A 24,236-nucleotide genomic window follows, 5' to 3' on the forward strand; every position below is an offset into this window, starting at 1 on the left:
CATAAACAGCATTGCCTATAACAAATCGCCGATACGGTTTATCTGCTGCAAAATTAATAAATAATTGGGGAATCTCAGAACTTTTCCCATGAAAATTTGCTCATTCCAAAAGAAATAATTAATTTTGTAGCAATATAAAAGTAATATTTCATTAATTAATATAAAACCTAAAAACTATGGCAAACAACACAGAACTTGTAGCCCAGTGCCGTCAGAGAGCACAAGAATGGCTGTCACCATCATTTGACGAGCAAACACGCGCTGAGGTTCAGGCACTGCTTGACGCAGAAGACCCGACAGCGCTCATCGATGCATTCTACCAGTCTTTGGAATTCGGAACAGGTGGACTTCGTGGCATCATGGGGGTAGGAACCAACCGCATGAACAAGTACATCGTCGGTATGGCGACACAGGGATTTGCAAATTATGTACTGAAGGCTTTCCCGGGACGTACTGACCTTGCGGCTGTTGTAGGACATGACTGTCGTAACAACGGACGTGAATATGCTGAGACTGTCGCTGCAATATTCTCTGCTAACGGCATAAAGGTTTATCTCTTTGAAAGCCTGCGCCCTACTCCTGAAATTTCTTTCGCTATCCGTCAGCTTGGCGCACAGTGCGGTGTAAATGTAACAGCTTCCCACAATCCGAAAGAATACAACGGATACAAGGCTTACTGGGAAGACGGTGCACAGGTTCTCTCACCACATGACACAGGTATCATCGAAGAGGTGAACAAAGTAAAGATTGAGGATGTCAAGTTTGAAGCTAATCCAGACCTCATCAAAATCATCGGTGGCGAGATGGATTTCGACTATATGACAGCCGTCAAGGAAGGTATGGTCGACCAGGATGTTATCCTTCGTAACAAAGACCTCAACATCGTCTATTCAGCAATGCATGGTACAGGACGCGTACTTGTTCCGCTATGTCTGCGCTCTTGGGGATTCCAGAACATCAATGTCGTGCCGGAGCAGATGGTTATCGACGGCAATTTCCCTACTGTCGTATCACCAAACCCTGAGAATGCCGAGGCTATGACTCTTGGCATGAAGCTCGGTACAAAGCTCAATGCCGACCTCGTTGTTGCAACAGACCCTGATGCTGACCGTCTCGCAATAGTATGCCGCAACGGACAGGGCGAATGGCAGATTCTCAACGGCAACCAAACAGCGTGCATGTTCTACTGGTACACTATCAAGAACAAGAAGGCTCTCGGACAGCTTAAGGATTCAGACTTCATGGTCAAGACTATTGTGACATCTGAGCTTATCGCCAAGATTGCAAAGAAGAATGGCGTGGAGTGCTTCGATGAGTACACTGGTTTCAAGTGGATTGCATACCGCATACGCGAACTCGAAGGAAAGCGCAAGTACATTGGTGGCGGTGAGGAATCATTCGGTTATCTGCCTTACGACAAAGTGCGTGACAAGGACGCTCCTGCATCAATCTGCCTCATCTGTGAGATTGCAGCTTGGGCAAAGGATCAGGGCAAGACTCTCTTCGACTTGCTTCTTGACATCTACAAGGAATATGGTTTCCAGAAAGAGACTACAATCAATGTAGTTAAGCCTGGAAAATCTGGTGCTGACGAAATCAAACAGATGATGGAGAATTTCCGTCAGACTCCTCCAACAGAGATTGCAGGTTCAAAGGTTATTCTTACAAAGGACTACAAGACATTGAAGATGAACGACAATGGTGTGGAGAAGGATTTCGAAATGCCAGCGACATCCAATGTTCTTCAGTGGTTCACAGAAGATGGTCTGAAAGTTTCCGTACGCCCTTCAGGCACAGAGCCAAAGATTAAGTTCTACTGTGAGGTTCCTGTTCCGGGTGAATTTGACGGCGACTACAATGCTGCAACAGCAAAGGCTGACGCTCGTGTTGAGGAAATAAAGAAAGCTCTCGGCCTTTAACCCTGCGGAATGGAAAACAAAGAATATTTAGATAAATTTGAAGAGGGTATACACAAGGCTGTATACCTTCTTCTTTTAAGAGGAAATCTCATTGATGAACGCATGCCGGACATGCCGGACATCGACAGCCAATGGGAAAGTATCGCCACAGAATATCTGCCTGATGGCATACGTGAATTTCAGAATTATCCTTTGGTCTCTCTTGGCTGGATGATGTATGTAGGCATGGCTGTCGCACATCTTTGGGACAAGGATTGGGTAAAAGCTCTCGGCGCAGGTAATCTGTACACTTACATGCGCTCACTACGAGGTTATGACCTCATGGATGAGGCTATACGTGAAAAAGTTCTCAATCTGAAAGGAGAAAAATACAACGCTGTAGAAAAGATTGTCGGCAACTGCTCGCAAACAGCATTGGACATCCTAAGGAAAGAAAACATTGAGCCGGGAACACCGATGGCTTTCCATGCATACCTTCGCACACTGAAGGAAATGTATCGTCTTGGTGCTGCCACAGAACTGTTCCGCCTGGGCTACAGAATGAGATTAATGTCATAGGATTAACGTTCAAAAACCCATAACAAGATGAAAGTTACACTGATACAAATGGACATAAAATGGGCTGATTCTGCTGCCAATCAAAAAGCAGCAGAACAAGCCATACTTAATGCTCCAAAATCCGATATATACATACTTCCGGAAATGTGGAGTACTGGTTTTGCAACACACCCTGAAAACATAGCCGAGTCTGATGGCAAGTCTTTAGCATGGATGAATAAAATGTCAAAAGAACTTGATGCTGCCGTCTGCGGAAGCATTGCTGTATACGAAAACGGGCATTTCTATAATAGGTTCTACTTCGTTACACCAGACAATGAGCCACGACATTACGACAAACACCATCTGTTCACATACGGGAATGAACACCATTCCTATACATCTGGCGACAAACGTGTTATTGTCACATGGAGAGGTGTCCGCTTCCTGCTACAAATATGCTATGACCTACGCTTTCCTTGTTTCTCAAGGAATAAGAATGACTATGATGCTATTATATACGTTGCTTCATGGCCTGAAAGCCGAATACATGTATGGAATACTCTCCTTTGTGCTCGCGCCATTGAAAACCAATGCTATGTGATAGGCGTGAATCGCATTGGCAATGATCCAACATGCAAATACAACGGCTGTTCTAAAGCTTATGATGCCTACGGACGCATCATGGTTTCCTGTGATGATAACTGTGCTACAACAATGACTTTTGACATAGATATGGAGAAACTGAATTCTTTCAGAAAGAAATTTCCTGTACTTCATGACAGAGATTAAATACATCTTGTTCCTTATCTCCTTAGAGCAAAACAAGTTATAGCGGTTGCTATAGCAACATTGAGCGAGTCGGCAGTCTCCCTACCCTTTGGATAATTCGGTATTAATAGTTTATGGCTCACTCTTGCAGCTATGTCAGGAGAAATGCCATTACCTTCATTGCCCATAATGACCAGACCGTGGTTTTCCAACGGTTGTGTCGTTATATCTTTTCCATCAAGCAATGTTCCATAAACAGGAAAACGTTTGCCGGAGGACGAGAGCGAAGAGTTGTAGGACTCTATCTCATCAAGCAAATCATGAAGATTGCAATAACTGATTTTCACCCGTGCTATGCTTCCCATTGTAGCCTGAACCACTTTCGGATTCCAAGCATCGACAGTATCGGACGAACAGTATATGCGCTCTATGCCAAACCAGTCTGCTATACGGATTATAGTTCCCAGATTGCCAGGATCTTGTACAGAATCAAGCGCAATGGCAAGGCTGTTGCTCCCCTCCAACTGCAAAGCCGGCAGCAATGCACCGCCATTGCATAGGCAGTCACCATAATTTGAAAGATTCCTGTTGAAGACAGCCAATACCTGCTGAGGATGTTGCAGGAAAGAGACTTTTGCCAGCTCCTCCTGACACACCGGAATAATTTCGATGCCCTTATTCTCAAGCACATCTCCTTGTTCCCCAAGCCATTGGTCTGTGGCAACAATGATTTTCGGGGATGCGACTTTCATCAAATCCCCTACAACCTTTGGACCTTCTGCCACAAAAAGCCCCTCTTCCTTTCTGGCTTTCTTATGCTCTAAAGCGCGTATGAATTTTATTTTTGCTTTGCTAATCATCAAATGAAACTATTTGGAGGATAAGTTACTTACACTGAAAACCAATTTTTCCGAGTTTTTCGGCTTACCGACTTTTATGACATCCCCTTGTTGCAGAGTGCCGTCAAGCAAGAGGTTACACAGTTCATCTTCAACATACTGCTGCACAGCACGTTTCAATGGACGTGCACCATACTGCACATCGTAGCCTTTCTCTGCCACAAACTCCTTTGCCTTATCCGACATTTTGAGTTTGTATCCCAATTCCGCGACACGTGCATAAAGGCTTTTCATCTCTATGTCGATAATCTGCTTTATAGAGTCAAGGGACAATTGCTCAAACATAACTATCTCGTCAAGACGGTTAAGGAATTCCGGAGCAAACTGTTTTTTCAATGCCTTCTCAATGATTGAGCGTGCATAGTCGCTATTGATATTCCCGTCAGATACTACAGCACCGAATCCTATTCCACGTGAGAATTCCTTCAGCTGACGCGTGCCGGCATTTGAGGTCATGATAACTATGGTATTGCGGAAATCAATCAACCGTCCGTTGCCATCAGTCAGTCTGCCTTCATCAAGCACCTGAAGAAGAAGATTGAAAATATTCTGGTGAGCTTTCTCAATCTCGTCAAGAAGGACAACGGAATACGGATGTCGCCATACACGTTCTGTCAACTGACCGCCTTCGTCATATCCGACATATCCGGGAGGAGCTCCAACAAGCCGAGAGGTGTTGAATGACTCATTGAATTCCGACATATCAACACGTATAAGAGAATCTGCGGATCCAAACACTTCTCTCGCCAACTGTTGGGCAAGGTATGTCTTACCTACTCCTGTAGGTCCAAGGAATAGGAATGCACCTATCGGACGATTGTGGGAACGCAATCCGAGACTATTACGGCGAATAGCACGCACACAGGTTTCCACTGCCTTATCCTGACCGATGACACTGCCTTTAAGAATATCTCCTAATCTACGTAACCGAACATTGTCTCCTTCACTTATCTGAGACACAGGAACACCGGATATCAACGATACGACCTCACAGACATCTTTCTCCGTCACAGTTACATAATTCGTGGCATCATCATCACCGTAAGTCTGTAACAGAAGAAGCCGGCGCTCTAACTCTTCCTGTCTGTCGCGCAAGGCTGCGGCAAGTTCAAAGTTCTGCTGCACAACAGCAGACTTCTTCTTCTGACGCACCTCTGCAAGTTCATTCTCAAGGTTTCTCTGCTTTGGCGATATGACAGCTGTACGGAGATGTACACGTGAACCGACCTCGTCAAGAGCATCAATAGCTTTGTCCGGAAACACGCGGTCAGTAATGTAGCGTTGTGTCTGCACAACACAAGCACGTACCACTTCCTGTGGATATATCACATGGTGATACTGTTGATAACGTGCTTTGATATTCTCCAATATTTCAATTGTTTCTTCCTCTGAAGTGGGATTGACAATAATCTTCTGAAAACGACGCTCTAAAGCACCATCTTTCTCTATGGATTTTCTGTATTCATCAAGCGTCGTAGCGCCAATGCACTGCACCGTACCTCTTGCAAGAGCCGGCTTCAGAATATTTGCCGCATCCATTGTTCCTGAAGCCGAACCGGCTCCCATCAATGTATGTATTTCATCAATGAAAACAATAACATCAGGACTCTGTTCCAATTCGGAAATAATTCCCTTCATACGTTTCTCAAAATCACCACGGTACTGTGTCCCGGCAACCACACTTGTAAGGTCAAGGGAAAGTATCCTTTTACCACGCAGCACCGGAGAGGATGTCCCGTCTGCTATCTGCTGTGCAAGTCCCTCAACAATAGCACTCTTACCAACACCAGGGTCACCAATCAGGACAGGATTGTTCTTTTTTCTTCTACCCAAGATTTCAACAAGACGATATACTTCCTTGTCCCTACCGACAACAGGGTCAAGTTTATGCTCTGCTGCCGATTTGGTCAGGTCATGACTGTACTTATCAAGAAATGGTGTCTTGGTATTACCGGGACGTCCTATCATCAAAGATTCATCTGCACGTTCACGACGTGCAGCATTTGCAAAAGAATTATGAAGTGCACGTGATGCTTGTTGGAACATCTCACGCATCTCTCTTGCCATTTCCTCTGCAGGGTCTTTTCCGTCATCATTACGGTCATCATCTATAGGGTCAAACTCTTGTTCTATCATATTCTCTAATTCTATTTATTTCAAAATACTTTTTTTCTTCTTTCGCAAAAATCCGGGAATGAAAGAGTTGAAATCATGTTTGAACTCTATTCCAAGACCTTGAGTATTGAGGCTTGATTTTGTGAAATACCTATCGGTTGTCTGATTATATACACGCACAGACAGATTACCATTTGGGAAGAGCAGATAACGGACATCAAAATCACCAATGAATGATGTTGTAGCATTCTTGTTGTCACGATATCCGAACTGACCATTAATCTGCAGACGGTTATTAAACATCCTACCTGAGATAAGCCCCTCATACTCGGCATTATTCATGCCTTCATCTCCTGGAGATATGTTTGCACCGAAATTCCAATCACTGTTTTTCAGCACCATGTCTGAGATAATATTGTTTATCTGCTGTGAAACCGTACCGGACAGGAAAGACTGCATAGCCAATGAACCTTGAGACATGGATGCAGGGTCAGACGATGCATTTGTATTGTCAGAGTAGAACCTGCCTATCGAGAGAAGGTAGATAACCTGCTGATTACGTTCCTGTTCAGAATCAATAATTGATGTTATCATTTGTTGTATGTCAGCACTTGCCTGTGGAAGATTCATATCAAAATCCACCATTGGATGCTCTGCTGTGCCTGTAATGTTCATAAGACAGTTGACGCGGACAGAGTTATTCTTAAACGAATTTCCAATATTCAAATCTGACAAGGGCACGGAAGGAACTATGTATTGTGCTTTCAGATTGACCAATGCCTGGAATGGTTCTCCTCCAAAAGAGATAGAACCACCTGGAAGAAAAGTAAAATTCTTTGACAGCACTTTTTGTATTGTCATCTTGTATTCTCCATCCTCAACATTATAGTTTCCAAAAATCTGCAATCCACCCTTATTGAAATATGTTGCACGCAAATCCCCTGAACCTTTAAGTTTGATGTAATCGCCTGTGCGCTGGTCCATAAGCAGTTGAATTGTGGTTGCCGGCGTGATATGAACCAAGAAATTCATGCGGATGTTTGTAGACAATTGATGCTTCTGCTCTATATTAGCAGACAATGTGCTATCCTGTTGCATGGTATTGCCTTTTTCTTCCTTGGATTTCCAAGTTATGAATGACTGGTTCTGCAACGCATCAGGTGACGAGACATTATATGTGAATTCCGATGTCTCTTCCGGATAAGCATCAATGTCAAACACTATCTCTCCGGCCCGTCCTGTTATCTTACAGTTACCGGTTCCTACAACACGCCCACAGAATGTTGAGCCATCCAGTGTTGGAAAATCATAGCATAACAAATGCTCTGCCTTAACATCCAAATCGAATGTCATCTTTCCCAAATTCCTATGATGTAAACCACCGGATATTGTTCCCCGATTTCCATACTTGTCATAGAAAACACAATTTGCGAACCTAATGTCGTTAGGAACGAAACGAACAGTATCATTTTTGAGTGTGTATTCTGTATTCAAAGGTGTTATTACAGTAGAACCATTGACAACGGCATCCCCTGTCAGATTGATTTTATTTAGCGGACCATACAAACGTATGTCTCCTGTCCCATAAACCTTCACATCCTTCATAAACGATTCACAGAATGACTGCAAGAACTCAAAGCGTGTGTTCTCAGCCTTCATCCCAAGGTCTATATAGTTGTTCTTTATGGATATGTATCCATCGATGTCAAGTCTTCCGTCAACCTCAGGAGTAACATTGTCATCATTGCAAACAGCATCGATATTTATCTGTCCAAGTTCGTTGTCCCAATTGGCATGACAAGTCAAGACACCCATCCTGCCATATTGGAAACGGAAATCTTGGACATCTATATCGGAATATGCCACAGGAGTAGAGAACAATGATTTGGCAACAGCCTTGCCTGTCACCAATCCATCAAACTCAACACTATGGAAATCAAGCAGATTCATTATATACGCCACATCGACATCCTGCATATCCACAACCAGAGAATCCTCCATGGAACGTGTCGCCGCACCGTCTATCTTGATACTTTGCTGCCCATGCTCCAGCACAAAATTGTCAACACTCAAATTATAGGCAGTGTACACAATATCAGAGCTACGGAGATACCAAAGAGAATCACCCATCATTATCTCAGACGGCAACACACTGACATTCACAACTGGCTTTCCGTCAGAACCTCTGAAAAACCAGCTGTTAGTGTTTAAGCTGCCAGACATTCTGCGTTCACGTCCATTGTCAAAATCTATCGCTGTCTGCAACCTGTTGTCGGAAGCTTTGCCTTGCAATGACACGGAGAATTTTGCGCCATCGGATCCCACACGTGATGTTCCTCCATTTATATATAATGTATCATAAACAGAATAGATATGCAACTTCGTGTCGGCAAGCATTCTGCCGGAGAACCCTAACTGTGGAGCACTAATACTTATGTCTGCACTTTGCATAGGCTCATTGACATGTCCAACAACAGCCAATGGTTCTTGTGACTCCAAATTCACTCCAAGAATCTCTCCCAAACGTCCCATGTCTGTAACATTGGCATCCAATTCTATCCTGTTACCTGTCTCCTTATACATAGGCATACCGGGAAGAGTGGGAAGGCGTTGTGCCACAAGATTGGTGAAAGTCTGCTGAATGGTGAACGGGTCAAACTCTCCTTCAGCCATGCCATTTGCGAAATCTGACTCAAACCTGATTGAGGCATGTCCATACCCAATTTTATCAGCTGCAGCCTGTACAGTGAATGACAAAGGTGTATGGGAAATTGTGTCAGCCTTCAATATACCTAACGCATAAGGATTGAGATGTGCAATATCTGCTGTTATTCCTATATTGCGAAGTTCTCTTGCCTGTCCCTTGAGCAAGCTTGAAAAGTTAGATGCCACAAGTGTTATATTGCCATTAGCATTCATGTCAGCGATACCAAGGAACAACTCTGCCATGTCATCTTGAACCTTAGAGTCCAGCTTTATGTTGCGATACTCATAACCGTTTGCTACAATGTACGGAATGTCCACTTTGGCATCTATTGTACGCAATGCCGTCTTTCCGGTTTTAGAATCTTTTGTAATGGCAGCATCTGCATATATTTTTGCTTTCACATCTCCCAACACTTTCGTATTCAGGAGATAACCAAGACGCAAATCTTTTATAGTACTTATATCCGCAGTGACGAGTTTGTCTGCATAAGAAAGCTTATGTCGCAAAGTCCCGACACCGGTGGAAAGGTCACCCGTCAGAATATATTTGCCATAACGCCCCTCGGCTGCCGCTGTATAGTCTATTGTTCCTAACCTGCTAACAACAGGGCTACGAACTCCAAACGCAGAGAGAATGTCTGTAATGAATCCACTGTTTGTATGAAGATTAGAATGGAGATTGAACGTCAATGCCTCCGGTTTTGAGAAAGCCTTAAAGACAGATGTCTTCGAAGTAATGCCCCCATAAAGATTCAGCATGAAATCTTTATTCCAAGATTTCAAGTCTAATTTCCGAATATTCAGAGAATTATCATTACCTTCAATATTAATGTCAAACGCTATTTTGCTGTCTATCTTAGATAGTGCTTGTTCAAAGCAGGCAATATCTCTCAGCCCTACATGAGAGTTTTTGCTTACTACATTGAATGCATTCAGTTTGTTGTCTTTGTAATTGGCTGTAGCATCAAGTGTTATATCACTTTCGGCTGTACGCAAATTGAAATCATTGAGAGAACAATGCTGTTTGTTTGCATCCGCCGAAAAAGACATGTTCTTTAACGAAAACTTTGAATACAATTCGTCAAAAGACAGTTTTTTCAATTTGACAGATATACTATCATCTGTCAATGTGTAAAGCATGATATGTCCTGAGATTTTGTCAAGAGCGACATGATTCGCATCGAATCCCTTCTTGTAAACCATATCCTTACGGTCATAATTCATGGAAGAATTACGGATGACAAGTGAGGCTATATGCAAATCCAAAGGGGTATGCTTTGTAGTATCTTTGGATGCCAATGAATCAATGACAAACTGACAGTTCAGCGGAAAATTTCCGTTTTGGCGATACAAATTCAAGCGCATACCGAATATCTGTGCCGATGATATGCTGATTTTGCCTTTCAGCAATGGCAAAACATCTATTTTTGCAGAAATACGATGACATGCCAGCATTTCTTTTTTATTCCGGTCCTCAATCAACACATTATCAATAATAACACGGTTCAGAAAACACAGGTTCAGATTTTCCACCTTTACCTGAGTGCCCAGTTTCTCGGACAGGGCTTTTGAGAATTCCGACGCAGAAAAACGTTGCACTGTCGGAATATGTAACAGCACAACAATTACAGCATAGATTCCTACCACGGTCCATACTGTATAAGCAAATATGTGTCTTAGATGCTTGATATATTTTAATTTTTGTTGCAAATTTACAAGAAATTTGTCTTATACAGAAATAATCAATATGTTTTTTCTACGGTTTTACCGATTTTTTTGTTAATTTTGCAAAGGTCTTATGGATAATAGATGAACAATCATTATATCTCTAATAATATTTTAAAATCGAACTAAATGGTTAACGTTATCAAGTTACGCAAAGGCCTCGACATCAAACTCCGAGGAACCGCAGAACTGAAGGATGTTGCTGTTCAGAGAGGGAATGATTTCGCTCTTTGTCCTGATGATTATCAGGGAGTAACACCCAAAGTTGTGGTAAAGGAGGGAGACAAGGTCTTGGCGGGCGATGCGCTTTTCGTGAACAAGCTGTACCAGGAAGTGAAATTCGCTTCCCCTGTCAGCGGAACAGTCACAGCCATAGTACGTGGCGAGCGTCGCAAAGTACTATCTATCAAGGTTAACGCTGATGCTGAGACCCAATACAGGGAGTTCGGCAAAAAGGATGTCAAATCCCTCAGTGGCAGCCAAGTGAAAGAAGCATTGCTTGAGGCAGGTCTTTTTGGTTACATCAATCAGTTGCCTTATGCAGTAAGTACAAATCCGCAGACTGAGCCAAAAGCTATTTTTGTGTCCGCATTCCGTGACATGCCACTCTCTGCAAATTTCCTATATGAACTTGCTGGTAACGAAAACGCATTCCAAGCCGGCATCACTGCATTGTCAAAAATACAGACGACCTTCGTCGGCATCAACCCTCACCAGACAGACAAACTCGGCAATCTTTGTGATTGTGAGCTCACTGTGTTTGACGGAAAATGTCCGGCCGGCAATGTAGGAGTCCAGATAAACAATATCAGCCCTATCAATAAAGGTGAAGTCGTTTGGACAGTGTCACCGACAACCGTGATATTCATTGGCAGGCTGTTCCTTACAGGCAAGGTTGACCTCCGCCATAAAGTTGCACTTGCAGGTGAAGAAATTGCAAATCCGGCATATTCAGAAGTGTTGGTCGGACAAAGAATAGGAACTCTTACAGAAGGAAGAATCAAAGGAAGCAATGTCCGTATCATCAATGGCAATCCGCTTACAGGTAAAAAGGCGTGTCCAAAATGCTACATGGGACCTCATATAAGCGAAGTCACTGTCATTCCGGAAGGAGACAATGCCGACGAGATGCTTGGCTGGATTCTTCCACGCCCTAACCAGTTCTCTTTCAGCCGTACATACTTCTCATGGCTTATGCCCAAGAACAAGGAATACAAATGTGACGCAAGAATCAAGGGTGGTGAACGCCACATGATTATGTCAGGAGAATATGACAAAGTGCTCCCAATGGATATTTATGGCGAGTATCTGATTAAGGCAATAATCACCGGTGACATTGACCGTCAGGAAGCCCTCGGCATTTATGAGGTATCTCCGGAAGACTTTGCCGTCGCCGAGTTTGTCGATTCTTCAAAACTTGAATTACAGAAGATTGTCCGCGAAGGACTTGACATTCTGAGAAAGGAGAACACATAATGAATCCATTAAAGAAATATCTTGACTCTGTCAAACCTCATTTCGAACAGGGCGGAAAGTTTCAAGCTTTCGGCAGTGTGTTTGAAGGTTTCGAGTCTTTTTTGTTTGTACCTAACACAACATCAAACAGCGGAACACACATCCACGATGCTGTAGACTCAAAGCGCATTATCAGTTTTGTAATAATCGCCCTTATTCCTGCCCTTCTTTTCGGCATGTACAACATCGGCTACCAGAATGCGCTGTATGCCAACGGAGGAACACTGCCTGCAGATGCATGCCATTTCAGCATGTTCCTATACGGCTTCCTGCAAATGCTCCCTAAGATTCTTGTAAGCTACATTGTAGGACTTGCCATTGAGTTTGCATGGGCACAATGGAAGCACGAGGAAATACAAGAGGGCTATCTTGCAACAGGTATCCTTATCCCTATGGTGATTCCTGTAAACTGCCCACTGTGGTGCCTTGCTATTGCATGCGCTTTCTCTGTGATATTCTGCAAAGAAATCTTCGGAGGAACAGGCATGAACTTCGTCAATCCGGCTCTTGCCGCACGTGCATTCCTCTTCTTCTCCTACCCTACCGTGATGTCCGGTGACAACTGCTGGGTGGCTAAAGACCAAGTCTTCGGTTTGGGTTACCAAGTTGCCGATGCGACAACAGCAGCGACACCACTCGGACTTGTCGTACAAGACCCGGGCTACTCCGTTGATACAATGAATGCTGTCATCGGACTTATCCCTGGTTCTATGGGAGAGACATCAGTCATTGCCATAGCCCTTGGCGCTCTGTTCCTGCTCTTCACAGGCGTAGCCTCTTGGAGAATAATCCTCTCCGTCTTTGTTGGAGGAGGACTGACAGCATGTATGTTCAACAGTCTGGGAATGTCAACAATGACATGGTATGACCAACTTGTGCTTGGAGGCTTTGCTTTCGGTGCAGTGTTCATGGCGACAGACCCTGTGACAGCAGCACGTACAGAATGCGGCAAATGGGTATATGGTCTTCTCATAGGCTTTGTAGCTGTGGTTGTACGCGTCATGAACCCGGGTTACCCTGAAGGAATGATGCTCGCAATCCTGCTCATGAATGTGTGCGCTCCTCTCATCGACTGGTGCGTTGTTCAGCGCAACATTTCTCGCCGTGCTAACCGTCTAAAGAAATAGGAGAACAATCATTATGGCAAAGAAACTTAATACTAACAGCAACTCGTACATTATAATATATAGTATTGTACTTGTAGTGATTGTTGCTTTCTGCCTTGCTTTCGTGTATTCTTCATTGAAAGAGCAGCAAGACAAGAACGTGGCACTCGATGTCAAGAAGCAGGTACTTGCCACACTTGACATCCGCGAGTTTGCCGACGACGCTGACGCAGAAAGGCAATACAAGGACATCGTCATCATGACAGACACCGTAGACGCAGAGACAAAGTCAATCATCTACACCTGCAAACTCAATGGTGAGTACAAATACATCCTCTCTGTAAAAGGTATGGGACTTTGGGGACCTATCTGGGGCTATGTAGCACTCAATGCAGACAAGCAGACTGTTTATGGCGCATATTTCAATCATGAATCCGAAACAGCCGGTCTTGGTGCGGAAATCAAAGACTCAAAGAAATGGCAGGACCAGTTCAAAGGAAAGAAAGCCATTATCGACGGAGAAGTCAAGCTGGGGGTGAAGAAGCCTACAGACATAAAGCCTGACGAAAAGGACTTCACAGTCGACGGAGTGACAGGCGCAACCCTCACCTGCAACGGTGTCGACCTCATGTTCAAAGAGGGACTCAAGAAATACAGCGATTTCTTAAATCTTAAAAATTAAAAGGAGAACCAAGACATGTCTAAATTATTTTCAAAAGAGAACCAGGATGTCTTCATGGCTCCGCTCAACGGCAACAACCCTGTCCTCGTACAGGTGTTGGGCATCTGCTCGGCTCTCGCCGTGACATCACAGCTGAAGCCGGCTATCGTCATGGGACTTGCCGTGACCGTCATCACAGCATTCTCAAACGTAATCATCTCTCTCATCCGAAAGACCATACCTTCACGCATCCGCATCATCGTACAGCTGGTTGTCGTGGCTGCTTTGGTGACAATCGTCAATCAGGTACTTAAAGCGTTTGTATATGATGTCAGTGTGGAGCTGTCTGTATACGTGGGACTTATCATCACCAACTGCATACTCATGGGACGACTTGAGGCATTCGCTTCTATAAACACACCATGGCCGTCATTCCTTGACGGCATAGGCAACGGACTTGGCTATGCCTACATCCTTGTCGCTGTCGGTGCTGTCCGCGAATTCTTCGGCAGAGGTTCGCTCCTCGGCTTCCAGATCATTCCGGAAAGCGCCTATGATTTCGGCTATATCAACAACGGAATGATGACAATGCCGGCAATGGCACTCATCCTCTGCGGTGTGGTCATCTGGGTTCATCGTGCATATTTCTATAAGGAGGCATAACCATGGAACATATAATTTCACTTTTCTTCCGCAGCATCTTTGTTGACAACATGATTTTCGCGTTCTTCCTCGGCATGTGCTCTTACCTTGCCGTGTCAAAGAGCGTGAAGACATCCTTCGGACTCGGCTGCGCTGTAACCTTCGTGCTTCTCATCACAGTGCCTGTCGACTACTTGTTGCAGACAAAGGTGCTTGCTGCCGACGGCATACTCGGCGTAGACCTTTCCTATCTTTCCCTCATCCTGTTCATCGCCGTCATTGCAGGTATCGTGCAACTCGTGGAGATGGTTGTGGAGCGTTTCTCCCCGTCACTCTACGCCGCTCTCGGCATCTTCCTTCCGCTGATAGCCGTCAACTGTGCAATCATGGGCGCGTCGCTCTTCATGCAGCAGCGCATCAACCTCGACCCGTCCAACTCGCAATACATCGGCGGCATAGCTGACGCGATAGCATTCGCCATAGGCTCAGGCATCGGCTGGACACTCGCAATATGCCTTCTCGGCGCAATCCGCGAGAAACTTGCCTACTCTGATGTACCAAAGCCTTTGCGCGGACTTGGCATAACATTCATAGCTGTGGGTCTGATGGCAATGGCATTCATGTGTTTCTCTGGTCTTAAAATCTAAAAACAGGAAAGGAATAAACAATGGACATTAATTTTATTTTAGCGAGCATTAGTGTATTCCTGGTGGTCATCATCATGTTGGTCATCATCCTGCTCGTTGCAAAAAACTACTTGTCACCGAGTGGCAATGTCAAGATAACAATAAACGACAAAGTACTTGATGTGCCACAGGGAGAGTCTGTAATGGCAACCCTTAATGACAACGGCATCTACCTCCCTTCCGCTTGTGGCGGCAAAGCGTCCTGCGGACAGTGCAAAGTGCAGATCCTTGAAGGCGGAGGCGAAATCCTCGACTCCGAGAAGTCACACTTCACACGCAAGGAAATCAAGGAGGGATGGCGACTCGGCTGCCAATGCAAGGTAAAGAGCGACATGAAGCTCCACGTCGACGAATCCGTCATGGGCGTGAAAGAATGGGAATGCACCGTGATCGGCAACCGCAACGTCGCAACATTCATCAAGGAATACAAAGTGGCACTGCCACCGGGAGAGCACATGGACTTCGAACCGGGCTCCTACGCGCAGATACGCATCCCGGCATTCGAAATGGACTATGACAAGGACATCGACAAGAGTCTCATAGGCGACACCTACCTGCCGGCATGGGAGAAATTCGGACTCTTCAACCTCAAGTGCAGCAATCCCGCACCTACAATCCGCGCCTACTCCATGGCAAACTATCCGGATGAGGGCGACATCATCACCCTCAACGTGCGCATCGCCACCCCTCCGTTCAAGCCGAAAGAGCAGGGACCGGGCTTCATGGACGTCAATCCGGGCATAGCATCCTCATACATCTTCTCACTCAAGCCGGGCGACAAGGTCATCATGTCAGGACCTTACGGCGAGTTCCGCCCACAGTACGGCACAGGACGCGAGATGATATGGGTGGGCGGTGGCGCCGGTATGGCTCCGCTCCGCGCGCAAATCATGCACATGCTCAAGACACTCAACACACGCGACCGCGAGATGCACTACTTCTACGGAGCGCGCGCCCTGGAGGAAATACCGTTCCTCGACGACTTCCTGCAGCTGGAAAAGGACTACGACAACTTCCACTTCCACCTCGCACTCGACCGTCCTGACCCTAAGGCGGACGCGGCAGGCATAAAGTACACTCCGGGATTCGTGGCACCTGTCATGGGCGACACCTATCTCAAGCAGCACGAAAACCCTGAGGACTGCGAGTACTACCTCTGCGGCCCGCCTATGATGGCAAAGACTGTCCTCGATCTTCTCCACTCCCTCGGCGTGGAAGACGAGATGATTCGATTCGACAACTTCGGAGGATAAAACCTCGCTCTATAAGCAAAAAACTCAATCCCGAAAGCAGCAAAACGTTGGCTTTCGGGATTTTTTGCAGGCAATCCGTCCGATTGTGCGTTGCAAGGACTGAAAATAATTTCATTTTTATTTTGTAAATCTCCCACTTCTTTGTACCTTTGCGAACATAAATAATTTTGTTATGGCTACAAACAATATGACATTACAGGAAGAACAGCTCGATTTGATAAAAAGCATACTGAATCTGACCGATATAGACATCGTGCGCAAGATGAAATCTTATCTTGTCAAAGTCAACACAACAGATACAGATGCACTTTACAGTCCTGAGAACATGAAAGTTCTTGAAGAAGCCCTTGACGAACTGAATGCAGGCAAGGGACACCGCTATGCCATCAATGATTTGCGGGCAAAATATCTTTGACCATGTATTATGCTACCTTATCCGGCAGAGCCGAAGATGACCTCGATTTCTTCAAGAGGTCAGGAGCAAAGAAGACTCTCGTCAAGATATTTGACCTGATTGATGAGATTGCAGACTATCAAACCAATCCCGAAAGCCGGTGCCGCCTGCTTTCGGGATTGATTTTGTCACAGAAAGCAGGCGTCACATCACTTTAACTTTGGAATGTCGCCGTAAGGCTGTAATTTTGCGTCAAAAAGAATATGAAAAGACTCAAAAGAACAATGCTCTTACTGCCGGCTGCCGCATATGCAAGTTGCATGCTTGCAGGAACTTCGGCAGACTCCACCGCCTGCCAACCGAAGGACACTCTGCTGTCAGCAAGGATTAAAGAAGTCACGGTCACCGGCAAAAGGCGCGGAATGATTGTGAGGGAGGACAGGATTTCCTATCTGCCTTCCGCCATGGTCACGGGAAGCCAATCCAATGTGTATGAGTTCATCAGAAGCATACCGGGCATTACCGTCAGCTCCGGCGGCGGCATAACGTTTAACGGAGTGATGTCGGTTGCGGTGCACATCGACGGCAGGAAATCCATATTGAGCGGTGAAGCACTCCTGTCCTATCTGCGGTCTGTCCCGGCTTCTGACTTTGAGAAGATTGACGTGATGAACCATGGAGGCGCGCAATCCGAGGGCACTGAGCCGTCAATGATTATCAACCTTAGGAAAAAGCGGAACAAGAGTGACGGCTATTCGGTCGGCGCGAATGTGGACGGGCAAATCGGGAAAGCCCGTCAGGCGTATGAATCCGTGCATGCCGAGTATGTGCGGAAGGCGCACAGCATTGCCGTCAACCTCTCCAATCTTGTAGCGCACAACCCTTCCGAACTGTTCACAGACCGCCCGTATCTTGATTATTCCGAGAGACTTACGCAGGAATATGAAAGGAAAAGAAAGGATGTCATGCATTATGTTGCCGCTTCATATGACTACAAGCCTAAGGCAAATTTGGCTATGGGAGCATCGATGAACTATAATTATTTCAGCCGAACCGAACCGGCTGTGATGACCACTTCAATACCGTTCCAACAGGAATCGGTGGTAACCTCCAACACTGCACGCTTTGTCACTAACAATCTGTTCGGTGGAGCTTATCTGAAACAGGAACTTTCTGCCCCGGAGAGCCACCTTTTGCTTGCGTGCGATTTCTTCCGCCACACGAACTCCAAGAGGCAGTTCATGGAGGACAATGCAGGAAATACCGTCGACGGCGACATGTATGCCGGGACTTATGGCATCGTGATGACATTCGACTACAAGCGCAGACTGTCACCGCATTGGGCTGTTTCTTCCGGTGTGCGTGTGTCAAAGGTGGGCATGGATAGCGAGGACGGATATTCGGAGAGCACAGAAAGCCGGCCTGATGCTGACGGAAAGACCGGCTCTCTTGGGTCGTCATTCGGCTACGATGAGAATGTCAACGCTGCTTACATCGAAGGCAAGGCAACATTCGGCAGACTGAAACTGAACATGGGAATGCGTGCAGAGCAGAGCAACCTCAGTTCAAAGTTTTCCGGCAATGAAAGTGCAGAGCATCGCGACTATTCGCGCCACTCGTTCCGCCTGTTCCCTTCATTGTCGGCTATGTTCTCAGCGGAAAGTGTCGGTTCGTGGATGTTGTCATACAGCAACAAGGTGGCGCGCCCACGCTTCAATGACCTTGACCCGTTCATTCACATCTTTGACGACATCACGCATGTCGGCGGAAACATCAATCTGCAGGAATCCGTTTCCCACGCGTTAGGCATCACATGGTCGGACGGCAAATGCTTGCGTGTGAATGTATCAGGAGAAACCGTGCAAGGAGAGATTGTGAAATGCTACCGTGAGCTTACCGACAGGATTGCTTATGTCACTCCGGAGAACATGCCGCGGCATCTTCGCTTGGTGGCTTCTGTATCAGGATACAATGTAAAGATTAGTCCGTGGTGGCTTCTGTCGGCAACCGCCGGCATGGTCTATTCCTATTACCGCTTCCCTGACGACATGAATCTGGAACCGAATGTGCTGTTCACCCCGTTGGCGGAGATGAAGAATGCTTTCACTCTACCATGGCAGATTTCTGCGGAGTTGAATGTCTCTTTCAAGGGACGCCTGGCTTATGGGCAGGCCCGGACATCATCTTATTGGAACACATCGCTGTATCTGAAGAAATCTTTTTACAAAGGCCGATTGTCAGTGTCCGTGTATGCGAAGGATTTGTTTGACTCCAACCATTTCAATTCAATCATATCACTCGCAGGAAGGCAGGCGATACTGTATGAAAAAGAATTTGAAAGCATGCGGAAAGTAGGCGTCTCACTCTCCTTCCATCTCAGTGGCGGTGTGCGGACTTCCAAAAAAGATGGCAGGAAATCTTGGATTAATGAAATGGAACGTGTAACTTTGTAGTCAAAAACATATATGGCAGCCATGAACTTCATCCCTATAATCTACGCATTCATACTGTTTTTGCTCATCCGCCTGGTCAACGACATCCCCAACGGTGAGAATTATCTTGCCCACTCATGGCAGTTTATTGCCATAGAGTTGTGTGGCGTCCTTGCAAGCTGTTTCCTGAATTGCTTCCTGGCAAAGAAATGGAGCATAGTCTGTGTAAAGCGTAGTATGAATGCGACCATGGAATTTGCTCCGGTCATTTTCCTGCCGATAGCCCAGGCTCTTATGGTCATGAGCCTGTCGCATGATGTACGGTTGCAGACGGAAATACCATCGCTGATAATCCCTGTCGTCATTTCCGCAATGATGTCATTATGGATATATCTGTCATTGAAATATCAGTATATGAACGAATTGTACGCCAAAGCGAAGATTGATGAACAGATTGCCCGCAACATAACAACGGAAGTTGAATTGCGGCTGTTGCGCTCGCAGGTCAATCCGCACTTTCTCTTCAATATGCTGAACACGCTATACTTCACGATAGAGGAAAGCAACGAGCAGGCTCGTGACCTTGTGGAGCATTTGTCAAACATTCTTCGGGCTTCGCTTTACGAGAACGATAGTGAAGTGTCTGTCGGCAGGGAGATAGAGACATTGGAGAGTTTCATCAAGCTTTATGTGTTAAGGTTTGGAGATTTGGTCAATGTTTCCGTTGACATGGACAGGCGGTTCGGGTATGACAAGATACATCCTTTCCTTCTCCTGCCTCTTGTCGAGAATGCTTTCAAGCACATTGGCGGCAATATCCCGAAAGTGGAGATTAATCTTAGGCGTGAACCTTCCGTTATAGAGTTCTGCATCGAAAACACAATCTCAGAACCTGCCGTGGAAACCGTTGGCGCATCCGGACTCGGACTGGCAAACCTGAAGCGAAGGCTTGAACTGCTATATCCCGGTTCTTATGAGTTTTATACAAACACAACAAACGAAAGTTACAAAGCTTACCTGAAAATATTCCTGAAATGACAAACAAGACTGTTACCTGTGTGATTGTTGATGACGAGTACACGGCACGTTACGGAGTAAGAAGTTATATCCATCGTATTGATTTCCTGTGCTGCAAAGGAGAATTCCATGATGTCGCATCACTTGCCGGATACTTGTCCGCCAACGATGCGCCTGACATAATCTTCATGGACATCCAAATGCCGGGCATGACAGGGTTGGACTTTATCGCTTCGCAGACAATAAGGTCGGCTGTCATAATCATCACAGCTCACGAAAAGTATGCATTAAAAGGATTTGAACTGAATGTCTGTGATTATCTGCTGAAGCCTGTGCCGTTTGCGCGGTTTTGCCAAGCCATCGACAAGGCAGTGCAATACATTGAATATCAGAAAGGACAGAATCTTGACAATTACATGTTTGTACGTGCTGACAGGATGCTGCATCGGTTGGATGTGAAAGACATTGCCTACATCGAATCCATGGGAAATTATGTCAGGATAACCTCTTCCCAAGAACGCATTGTCGCACGAATGACTTTCAAGGAGTTGAAATCTTCGTTGCCCACCAACGGCTTCATGCAAGTGCATAAGTCTTACATTGTCAATCTTTCGCATGTGAAATCCGTAGGCAACGGCACTGTTGTTCTGGACATGCAAATAGAAATTCCTTTATCCAAAACGTTCAGGCAGAACATTATTGACTTCTTTACGAACAGAAATGCCTAAAATAAATGCAAAAAAAGGAAAAGTAGACAATCATCTACTAAAATAAATTAACATCCTGTTACAAATAAATGTGGTCTTTGATTTTTTTCCTACCTTTGTATCAGATAACAAATAATCATCATTTTATATATGGAACAGGCTGAAAAAGAGAACAGGAAATGGGAAGTGCTGAAAAGCGAGTATCTGATACGCAGACCATGGCTTACGGCACGTCGTGACCATGTCCGGCTGCCTAATGGCAATGAAATTCCAGAATATTATGTGCTGGAATATCCGAATTGGGTGAACATCATTGCCATTACCAAGGAAGGGCAGTTTGTGATGATTCGTCAGTACAGGCACGGCATCGGAGAGACAAGTTTCGAACTATGTGCCGGTGTATGTGACGACGGAGAAGAGCCTCTCACCGCAGCCAAGCGTGAACTGTACGAGGAGACAGGCTACGGCAATGGAAAATGGGAGCTGTGGATGACGGTCTCCCCTAACCCAAGTTCGATGACAAACTTGAGTTACAGCTACATAGCCACGGATGTTGAAAAGATTTCAACACAACATCTTGAGCCAACCGAAGACATCTCCGTACATCTCATGAGCAAGGAAGAAGTCAAGGACTTATTGATAAGTGGCAGCATCAGGCAGTCGCTTATGGCAGCACCTCTGTGGAAATTCTTCGCTCTTTCAAAATAAGTCTGCCCCCAAAAAAACGAAACAAGAATGACTCGCGACCAACGCATATACAGAGTGACACTCATGGGAAGTGTCGTGAACTTCATACTGCTGATTATCAAGTTCGCAGCAGGGATTCTCGGACACTCCGCTGCCATGATTGCCGATGCAATACACTCTCTCAGTGATTTCCTTACCGATATTGTTGTCATTATCTTCGTCCGCATAAGCAGCAAACCGGCAGACGAGAATCATGACTACGGGCATGGCAAGTATGAGACCATTGCAACATCCGTCATTGGCATGGTGCTCCTTATTGTTGCCATAACAATCGGCTGGAACGGCATTGAGAAAATTGTAATGTTCGCCCAAGGAGATGAAATTCAGTCTCCTGAGCTCATTGCATTGGTGGCTGCAATAGCAAGTATTTCACTGAAAGAATGGATTTTCCGAATGACCAGAAAGGTTGCCATAGAGATCGATTCACAAGCCTTGGAGGCTAACGCATGGCATCATCGAAGCGACGCCTTGTCTTCGATAGGAACAGCAATAGGAATCGGAGGGGCAGTGCTTTTAGGGAACGGATGGGCTATACTTGACCCTATTGCTGCTGTCATTGTCAGCATACTGATTATAGGTACAGCCCTCAGACTCTTACGGCAGGCGTCAGGTGAACTATTGGAGGAGAGCCTGCCAAAAGAGACAGTGGACAGAATCATGTCAATAGTCTATCAAGATACGCTTGTAAGTGACATTCATAACCTGCATACACGCCGCATTGGCAGTCGTATTGCGATAGAGATGCATCTGCGTCTTCCCGGAAGCATAACAATAGAGGAAGCACACATACATGCGTCTGCTATAGAAAGAAAGCTACGTGAGGAATTCGGACAATCCACACATATCATGCTACACATAGAGCCTGTAAAGAAAAACAGAACAATTTAATATCTACAATATGAAAGTACTACTTATCAATGGAAGTCCTAAGAAAGAGGGCAACACATATTTTGCCTTACACGAAGTGGAAAAAACGCTTAATGCAGAGGGGATAGAAACGGAAATAATACATATCGGGCATAAAAACGTGCGTGGATGCATCAGTTGCTATAAGTGTGGGGAACTGAAAAAATGTGTATTTGACGATTGTGTCAATGAGGTTGCTGAGAAGTTCCGTGATGCAGACGGGCTTGTCATTGGCTCTCCGGTCTATTATGCTTCCCCTGCCGGCACTCTGATTTCATTCCTTGACAGGCTGTTCCTGTCTGCAAAGTTTGATAAGACGATGAAGGTCGGAGCAACTGTCACTGTGGCACGCCGTGGAGGAATGTCATCGACATTCGATGTACTGAACAAATATTTCACAATCTGCGGAATGCCAGTCGCAAGTTCACAGTATTGGAACATGGTCTACGGACGCACACCCGGTGAAGCATTGCAGGATGCTGAAGGACTCCAGACCATGCGCCGACTTGGAAAGAATATGGCTTTCCTCGTCAAAAGTATTGGGCTTGGGAAAGAAAAATTCGGCATTCCAACACTTGACGAAGCGCCACAACAGACAAACTTCATAAAGTAGCTATCAGGCATGGGCATTGGCGGAAATTCTCTGATAACACCTTGTTTTGGACTGTATTAGGCATAAATAGCAATTTTCGGGTTGCCAAATAAAAAATGTTGTTGTACCTTTGCACCGTAATACAAATGAATATCTATTTTTGCAAGGTATGCACAACACAATAACCGAAGAACATAAAAGAAGCACAGAGCAATTTTTTCTATACGGAGAAAAGGAAATTGCCTATCTTAAAAACAAGGACAAACGGCTCGGAGAAGTAATAGACAAAGTGGGCATGGTGAAAAGGCAGGTAATTCCCGACCTCTTCACTGCCCTTGTCCATTCCATTGTGGGACAACAGATTTCGACCAAAGCGCATAATACAATTTGGCTTAAAATGGTTGATGCGTTTGGCGAAATTACCCCGGAGAAGGTTCTCAGTATTTCACCCGAAGAACTACAATCGTTCGGTATCACATTCAAAAAGGTGGACTATATAAGGACTACAGCACATAAAATCGTATCTGGCGAATTTGACATCAAAGCGCTTTGTGAAATGGACGACAGCGAAGTTTGCGCAAAGCTATCAGAATTGGACGGCATTGGCGTATGGACAGCGGAAATGCTGATGCTCCATTCTATGCAACGCCCTGATATTCTGAGTTTCGGAGACTTAGCTGTGCAACGTGGTTTGAGGATGTTGTATCACCACCGCAAGATTACCCGTTCCATGTTTGAGAAGTACCGCCGTCGCTATTCTCCTTATGGCAGCGTTGCCTGCATCTATCTTTGGGCTGTGTCGGCCGGTGCAGTGGAAGGGCTGAAAGACTATTTACCTAAACAGAAAAGCAATGGACGGAAAGGGAAAGGGAAAGGAAAGATACAGGTCTTGTAAAATATGTATGA

21 protein-coding genes are annotated in these 24,236 nt (G+C 45.4%); 18 read left to right on the forward strand and 3 right to left on the reverse strand.

Annotated elements, in window-relative coordinates; all coding sequences use genetic code 11:
- The first annotated feature begins 176 nt into the window (after window positions 1-176).
- Genes HPS57_RS01080 through HPS57_RS01090 form a run of 3 tightly spaced genes read left to right on the forward strand, consistent with a single transcriptional unit; the run spans window position 177 to window position 3,248 of the window.
- On the forward strand, window positions 177-1,919 hold the full coding sequence (locus HPS57_RS01080) for a phospho-sugar mutase (protein WP_172179341.1): 1,743 nt from the start codon (window positions 177-179) through the stop codon (window positions 1,917-1,919).
- Between the two features lie 9 nt (window positions 1,920-1,928).
- Complete coding sequence (locus tag HPS57_RS01085; protein WP_172179343.1) at window positions 1,929-2,477, forward strand: hypothetical protein; 549 nt, start codon at window positions 1,929-1,931, stop codon at window positions 2,475-2,477.
- A gap of 27 nt (window positions 2,478-2,504) precedes the next feature.
- Window positions 2,505-3,248 (forward strand): amidohydrolase, encoded by a 744-nt coding sequence (locus HPS57_RS01090; protein WP_172179345.1) that lies wholly within the window; start codon window positions 2,505-2,507, stop codon window positions 3,246-3,248.
- 14 nt (window positions 3,249-3,262) lie between these two features.
- Here HPS57_RS01090 and HPS57_RS01095 read toward each other — a convergent pair whose 3' ends face one another.
- From HPS57_RS01095 to HPS57_RS01105, 3 genes are read right to left on the reverse strand one after another with little or no spacing between them, the layout of a single operon-like run.
- A complete protein-coding gene (locus HPS57_RS01095; RefSeq protein ID WP_172179347.1) occupies window positions 3,263-4,087 on the reverse strand; it encodes an RNA methyltransferase in 825 nt (274 codons plus the stop codon).
- Window positions 4,088-4,096: 9 nt separating this feature from the next.
- On the reverse strand, window positions 4,097-6,262 hold the full coding sequence (locus tag HPS57_RS01100) for an ATP-dependent Clp protease ATP-binding subunit (protein ID WP_172179349.1): 2,166 nt from the start codon (window positions 6,260-6,262) through the stop codon (window positions 4,097-4,099).
- Window positions 6,263-6,277: 15 nt separating this feature from the next.
- Window positions 6,278-10,402 carry a translocation/assembly module TamB domain-containing protein gene (locus HPS57_RS01105; protein ID WP_172179351.1) on the reverse strand — a complete coding sequence of 1,375 codons (4,125 nt, stop codon included), beginning with the start codon at window positions 10,400-10,402 and terminating at the stop codon, window positions 6,278-6,280.
- Window positions 10,403-10,801: 399 nt separating this feature from the next.
- Between HPS57_RS01105 and HPS57_RS01110 the strand changes: the two genes are divergently transcribed.
- The 15 genes from HPS57_RS01110 to HPS57_RS01180 all read left to right on the forward strand — a co-directional run bounded on the left by HPS57_RS01110 (window position 10,802) and on the right by HPS57_RS01180 (window position 24,225).
- Window positions 10,802-12,148, forward strand: a complete 1,347-nt coding sequence (locus HPS57_RS01110; protein ID WP_172179353.1) for a Na(+)-translocating NADH-quinone reductase subunit A — start codon at window positions 10,802-10,804, stop codon at window positions 12,146-12,148.
- Entirely contained in the window at window positions 12,148-13,314 is a 1,167-nt protein-coding gene (locus HPS57_RS01115) for an NADH:ubiquinone reductase (Na(+)-transporting) subunit B (protein ID WP_172179355.1), read from the forward strand. Before HPS57_RS01110 ends, HPS57_RS01115 begins: the two co-directional genes overlap by 1 nt.
- A gap of 13 nt (window positions 13,315-13,327) precedes the next feature.
- Window positions 13,328-13,975, forward strand: a complete 648-nt coding sequence (locus tag HPS57_RS01120; RefSeq protein WP_172179357.1) for an FMN-binding protein — start codon at window positions 13,328-13,330, stop codon at window positions 13,973-13,975.
- Window positions 13,976-13,990: 15 nt separating this feature from the next.
- Entirely contained in the window at window positions 13,991-14,617 is a 627-nt protein-coding gene (locus HPS57_RS01125) for an NADH:ubiquinone reductase (Na(+)-transporting) subunit D (RefSeq protein ID WP_172179359.1), read from the forward strand.
- Window positions 14,618-14,619: 2 nt separating this feature from the next.
- Entirely contained in the window at window positions 14,620-15,243 is a 624-nt protein-coding gene (nqrE, locus tag HPS57_RS01130) for an NADH:ubiquinone reductase (Na(+)-transporting) subunit E (RefSeq protein ID WP_172179361.1), read from the forward strand.
- A gap of 20 nt (window positions 15,244-15,263) precedes the next feature.
- On the forward strand, window positions 15,264-16,535 hold the full coding sequence (gene nqrF / locus HPS57_RS01135) for an NADH:ubiquinone reductase (Na(+)-transporting) subunit F (RefSeq protein WP_172179363.1): 1,272 nt from the start codon (window positions 15,264-15,266) through the stop codon (window positions 16,533-16,535).
- A 172-nt stretch (window positions 16,536-16,707) separates the two neighbouring features.
- Window positions 16,708-16,950, forward strand: a complete 243-nt coding sequence (locus HPS57_RS01140; protein ID WP_172179365.1) for a hypothetical protein — start codon at window positions 16,708-16,710, stop codon at window positions 16,948-16,950.
- Between the two features lie 2 nt (window positions 16,951-16,952).
- Window positions 16,953-17,147, forward strand: coding sequence for a hypothetical protein (locus HPS57_RS01145; RefSeq protein WP_172179367.1), 195 nt, complete (start codon window positions 16,953-16,955; stop codon window positions 17,145-17,147).
- A gap of 45 nt (window positions 17,148-17,192) precedes the next feature.
- Window positions 17,193-19,382, forward strand: a complete 2,190-nt coding sequence (locus tag HPS57_RS01150) for an outer membrane beta-barrel family protein (RefSeq protein ID WP_172179369.1) — start codon at window positions 17,193-17,195, stop codon at window positions 19,380-19,382.
- A gap of 12 nt (window positions 19,383-19,394) precedes the next feature.
- Entirely contained in the window at window positions 19,395-20,399 is a 1,005-nt protein-coding gene (locus tag HPS57_RS01155) for a sensor histidine kinase (RefSeq protein ID WP_172179371.1), read from the forward strand.
- Window positions 20,396-21,106 carry a LytR/AlgR family response regulator transcription factor gene (locus HPS57_RS01160; protein ID WP_172179373.1) on the forward strand — a complete coding sequence of 237 codons (711 nt, stop codon included), beginning with the start codon at window positions 20,396-20,398 and terminating at the stop codon, window positions 21,104-21,106. Before HPS57_RS01155 ends, HPS57_RS01160 begins: the two co-directional genes overlap by 4 nt.
- 129 nt (window positions 21,107-21,235) lie before the next feature.
- Window positions 21,236-21,793 (forward strand): NUDIX hydrolase, encoded by a 558-nt coding sequence (locus tag HPS57_RS01165; RefSeq protein WP_172179375.1) that lies wholly within the window; start codon window positions 21,236-21,238, stop codon window positions 21,791-21,793.
- A 27-nt stretch (window positions 21,794-21,820) separates the two neighbouring features.
- Window positions 21,821-22,720, forward strand: a complete 900-nt coding sequence (locus tag HPS57_RS01170; protein ID WP_172179377.1) for a cation diffusion facilitator family transporter — start codon at window positions 21,821-21,823, stop codon at window positions 22,718-22,720.
- A gap of 10 nt (window positions 22,721-22,730) precedes the next feature.
- Window positions 22,731-23,351 carry a flavodoxin family protein gene (locus HPS57_RS01175; protein ID WP_172179379.1) on the forward strand — a complete coding sequence of 207 codons (621 nt, stop codon included), beginning with the start codon at window positions 22,731-22,733 and terminating at the stop codon, window positions 23,349-23,351.
- Between the two features lie 148 nt (window positions 23,352-23,499).
- Window positions 23,500-24,225, forward strand: coding sequence for a DNA-3-methyladenine glycosylase family protein (locus HPS57_RS01180; RefSeq protein ID WP_172179381.1), 726 nt, complete (start codon window positions 23,500-23,502; stop codon window positions 24,223-24,225).
- Window positions 24,226-24,236: the final 11 nt, after the last annotated feature.

This window comes from Palleniella intestinalis, from assembly GCF_013166595.1.
Classification (GTDB): Bacteria; Bacteroidota; Bacteroidia; order Bacteroidales; family Bacteroidaceae; genus Prevotella; species Prevotella intestinalis.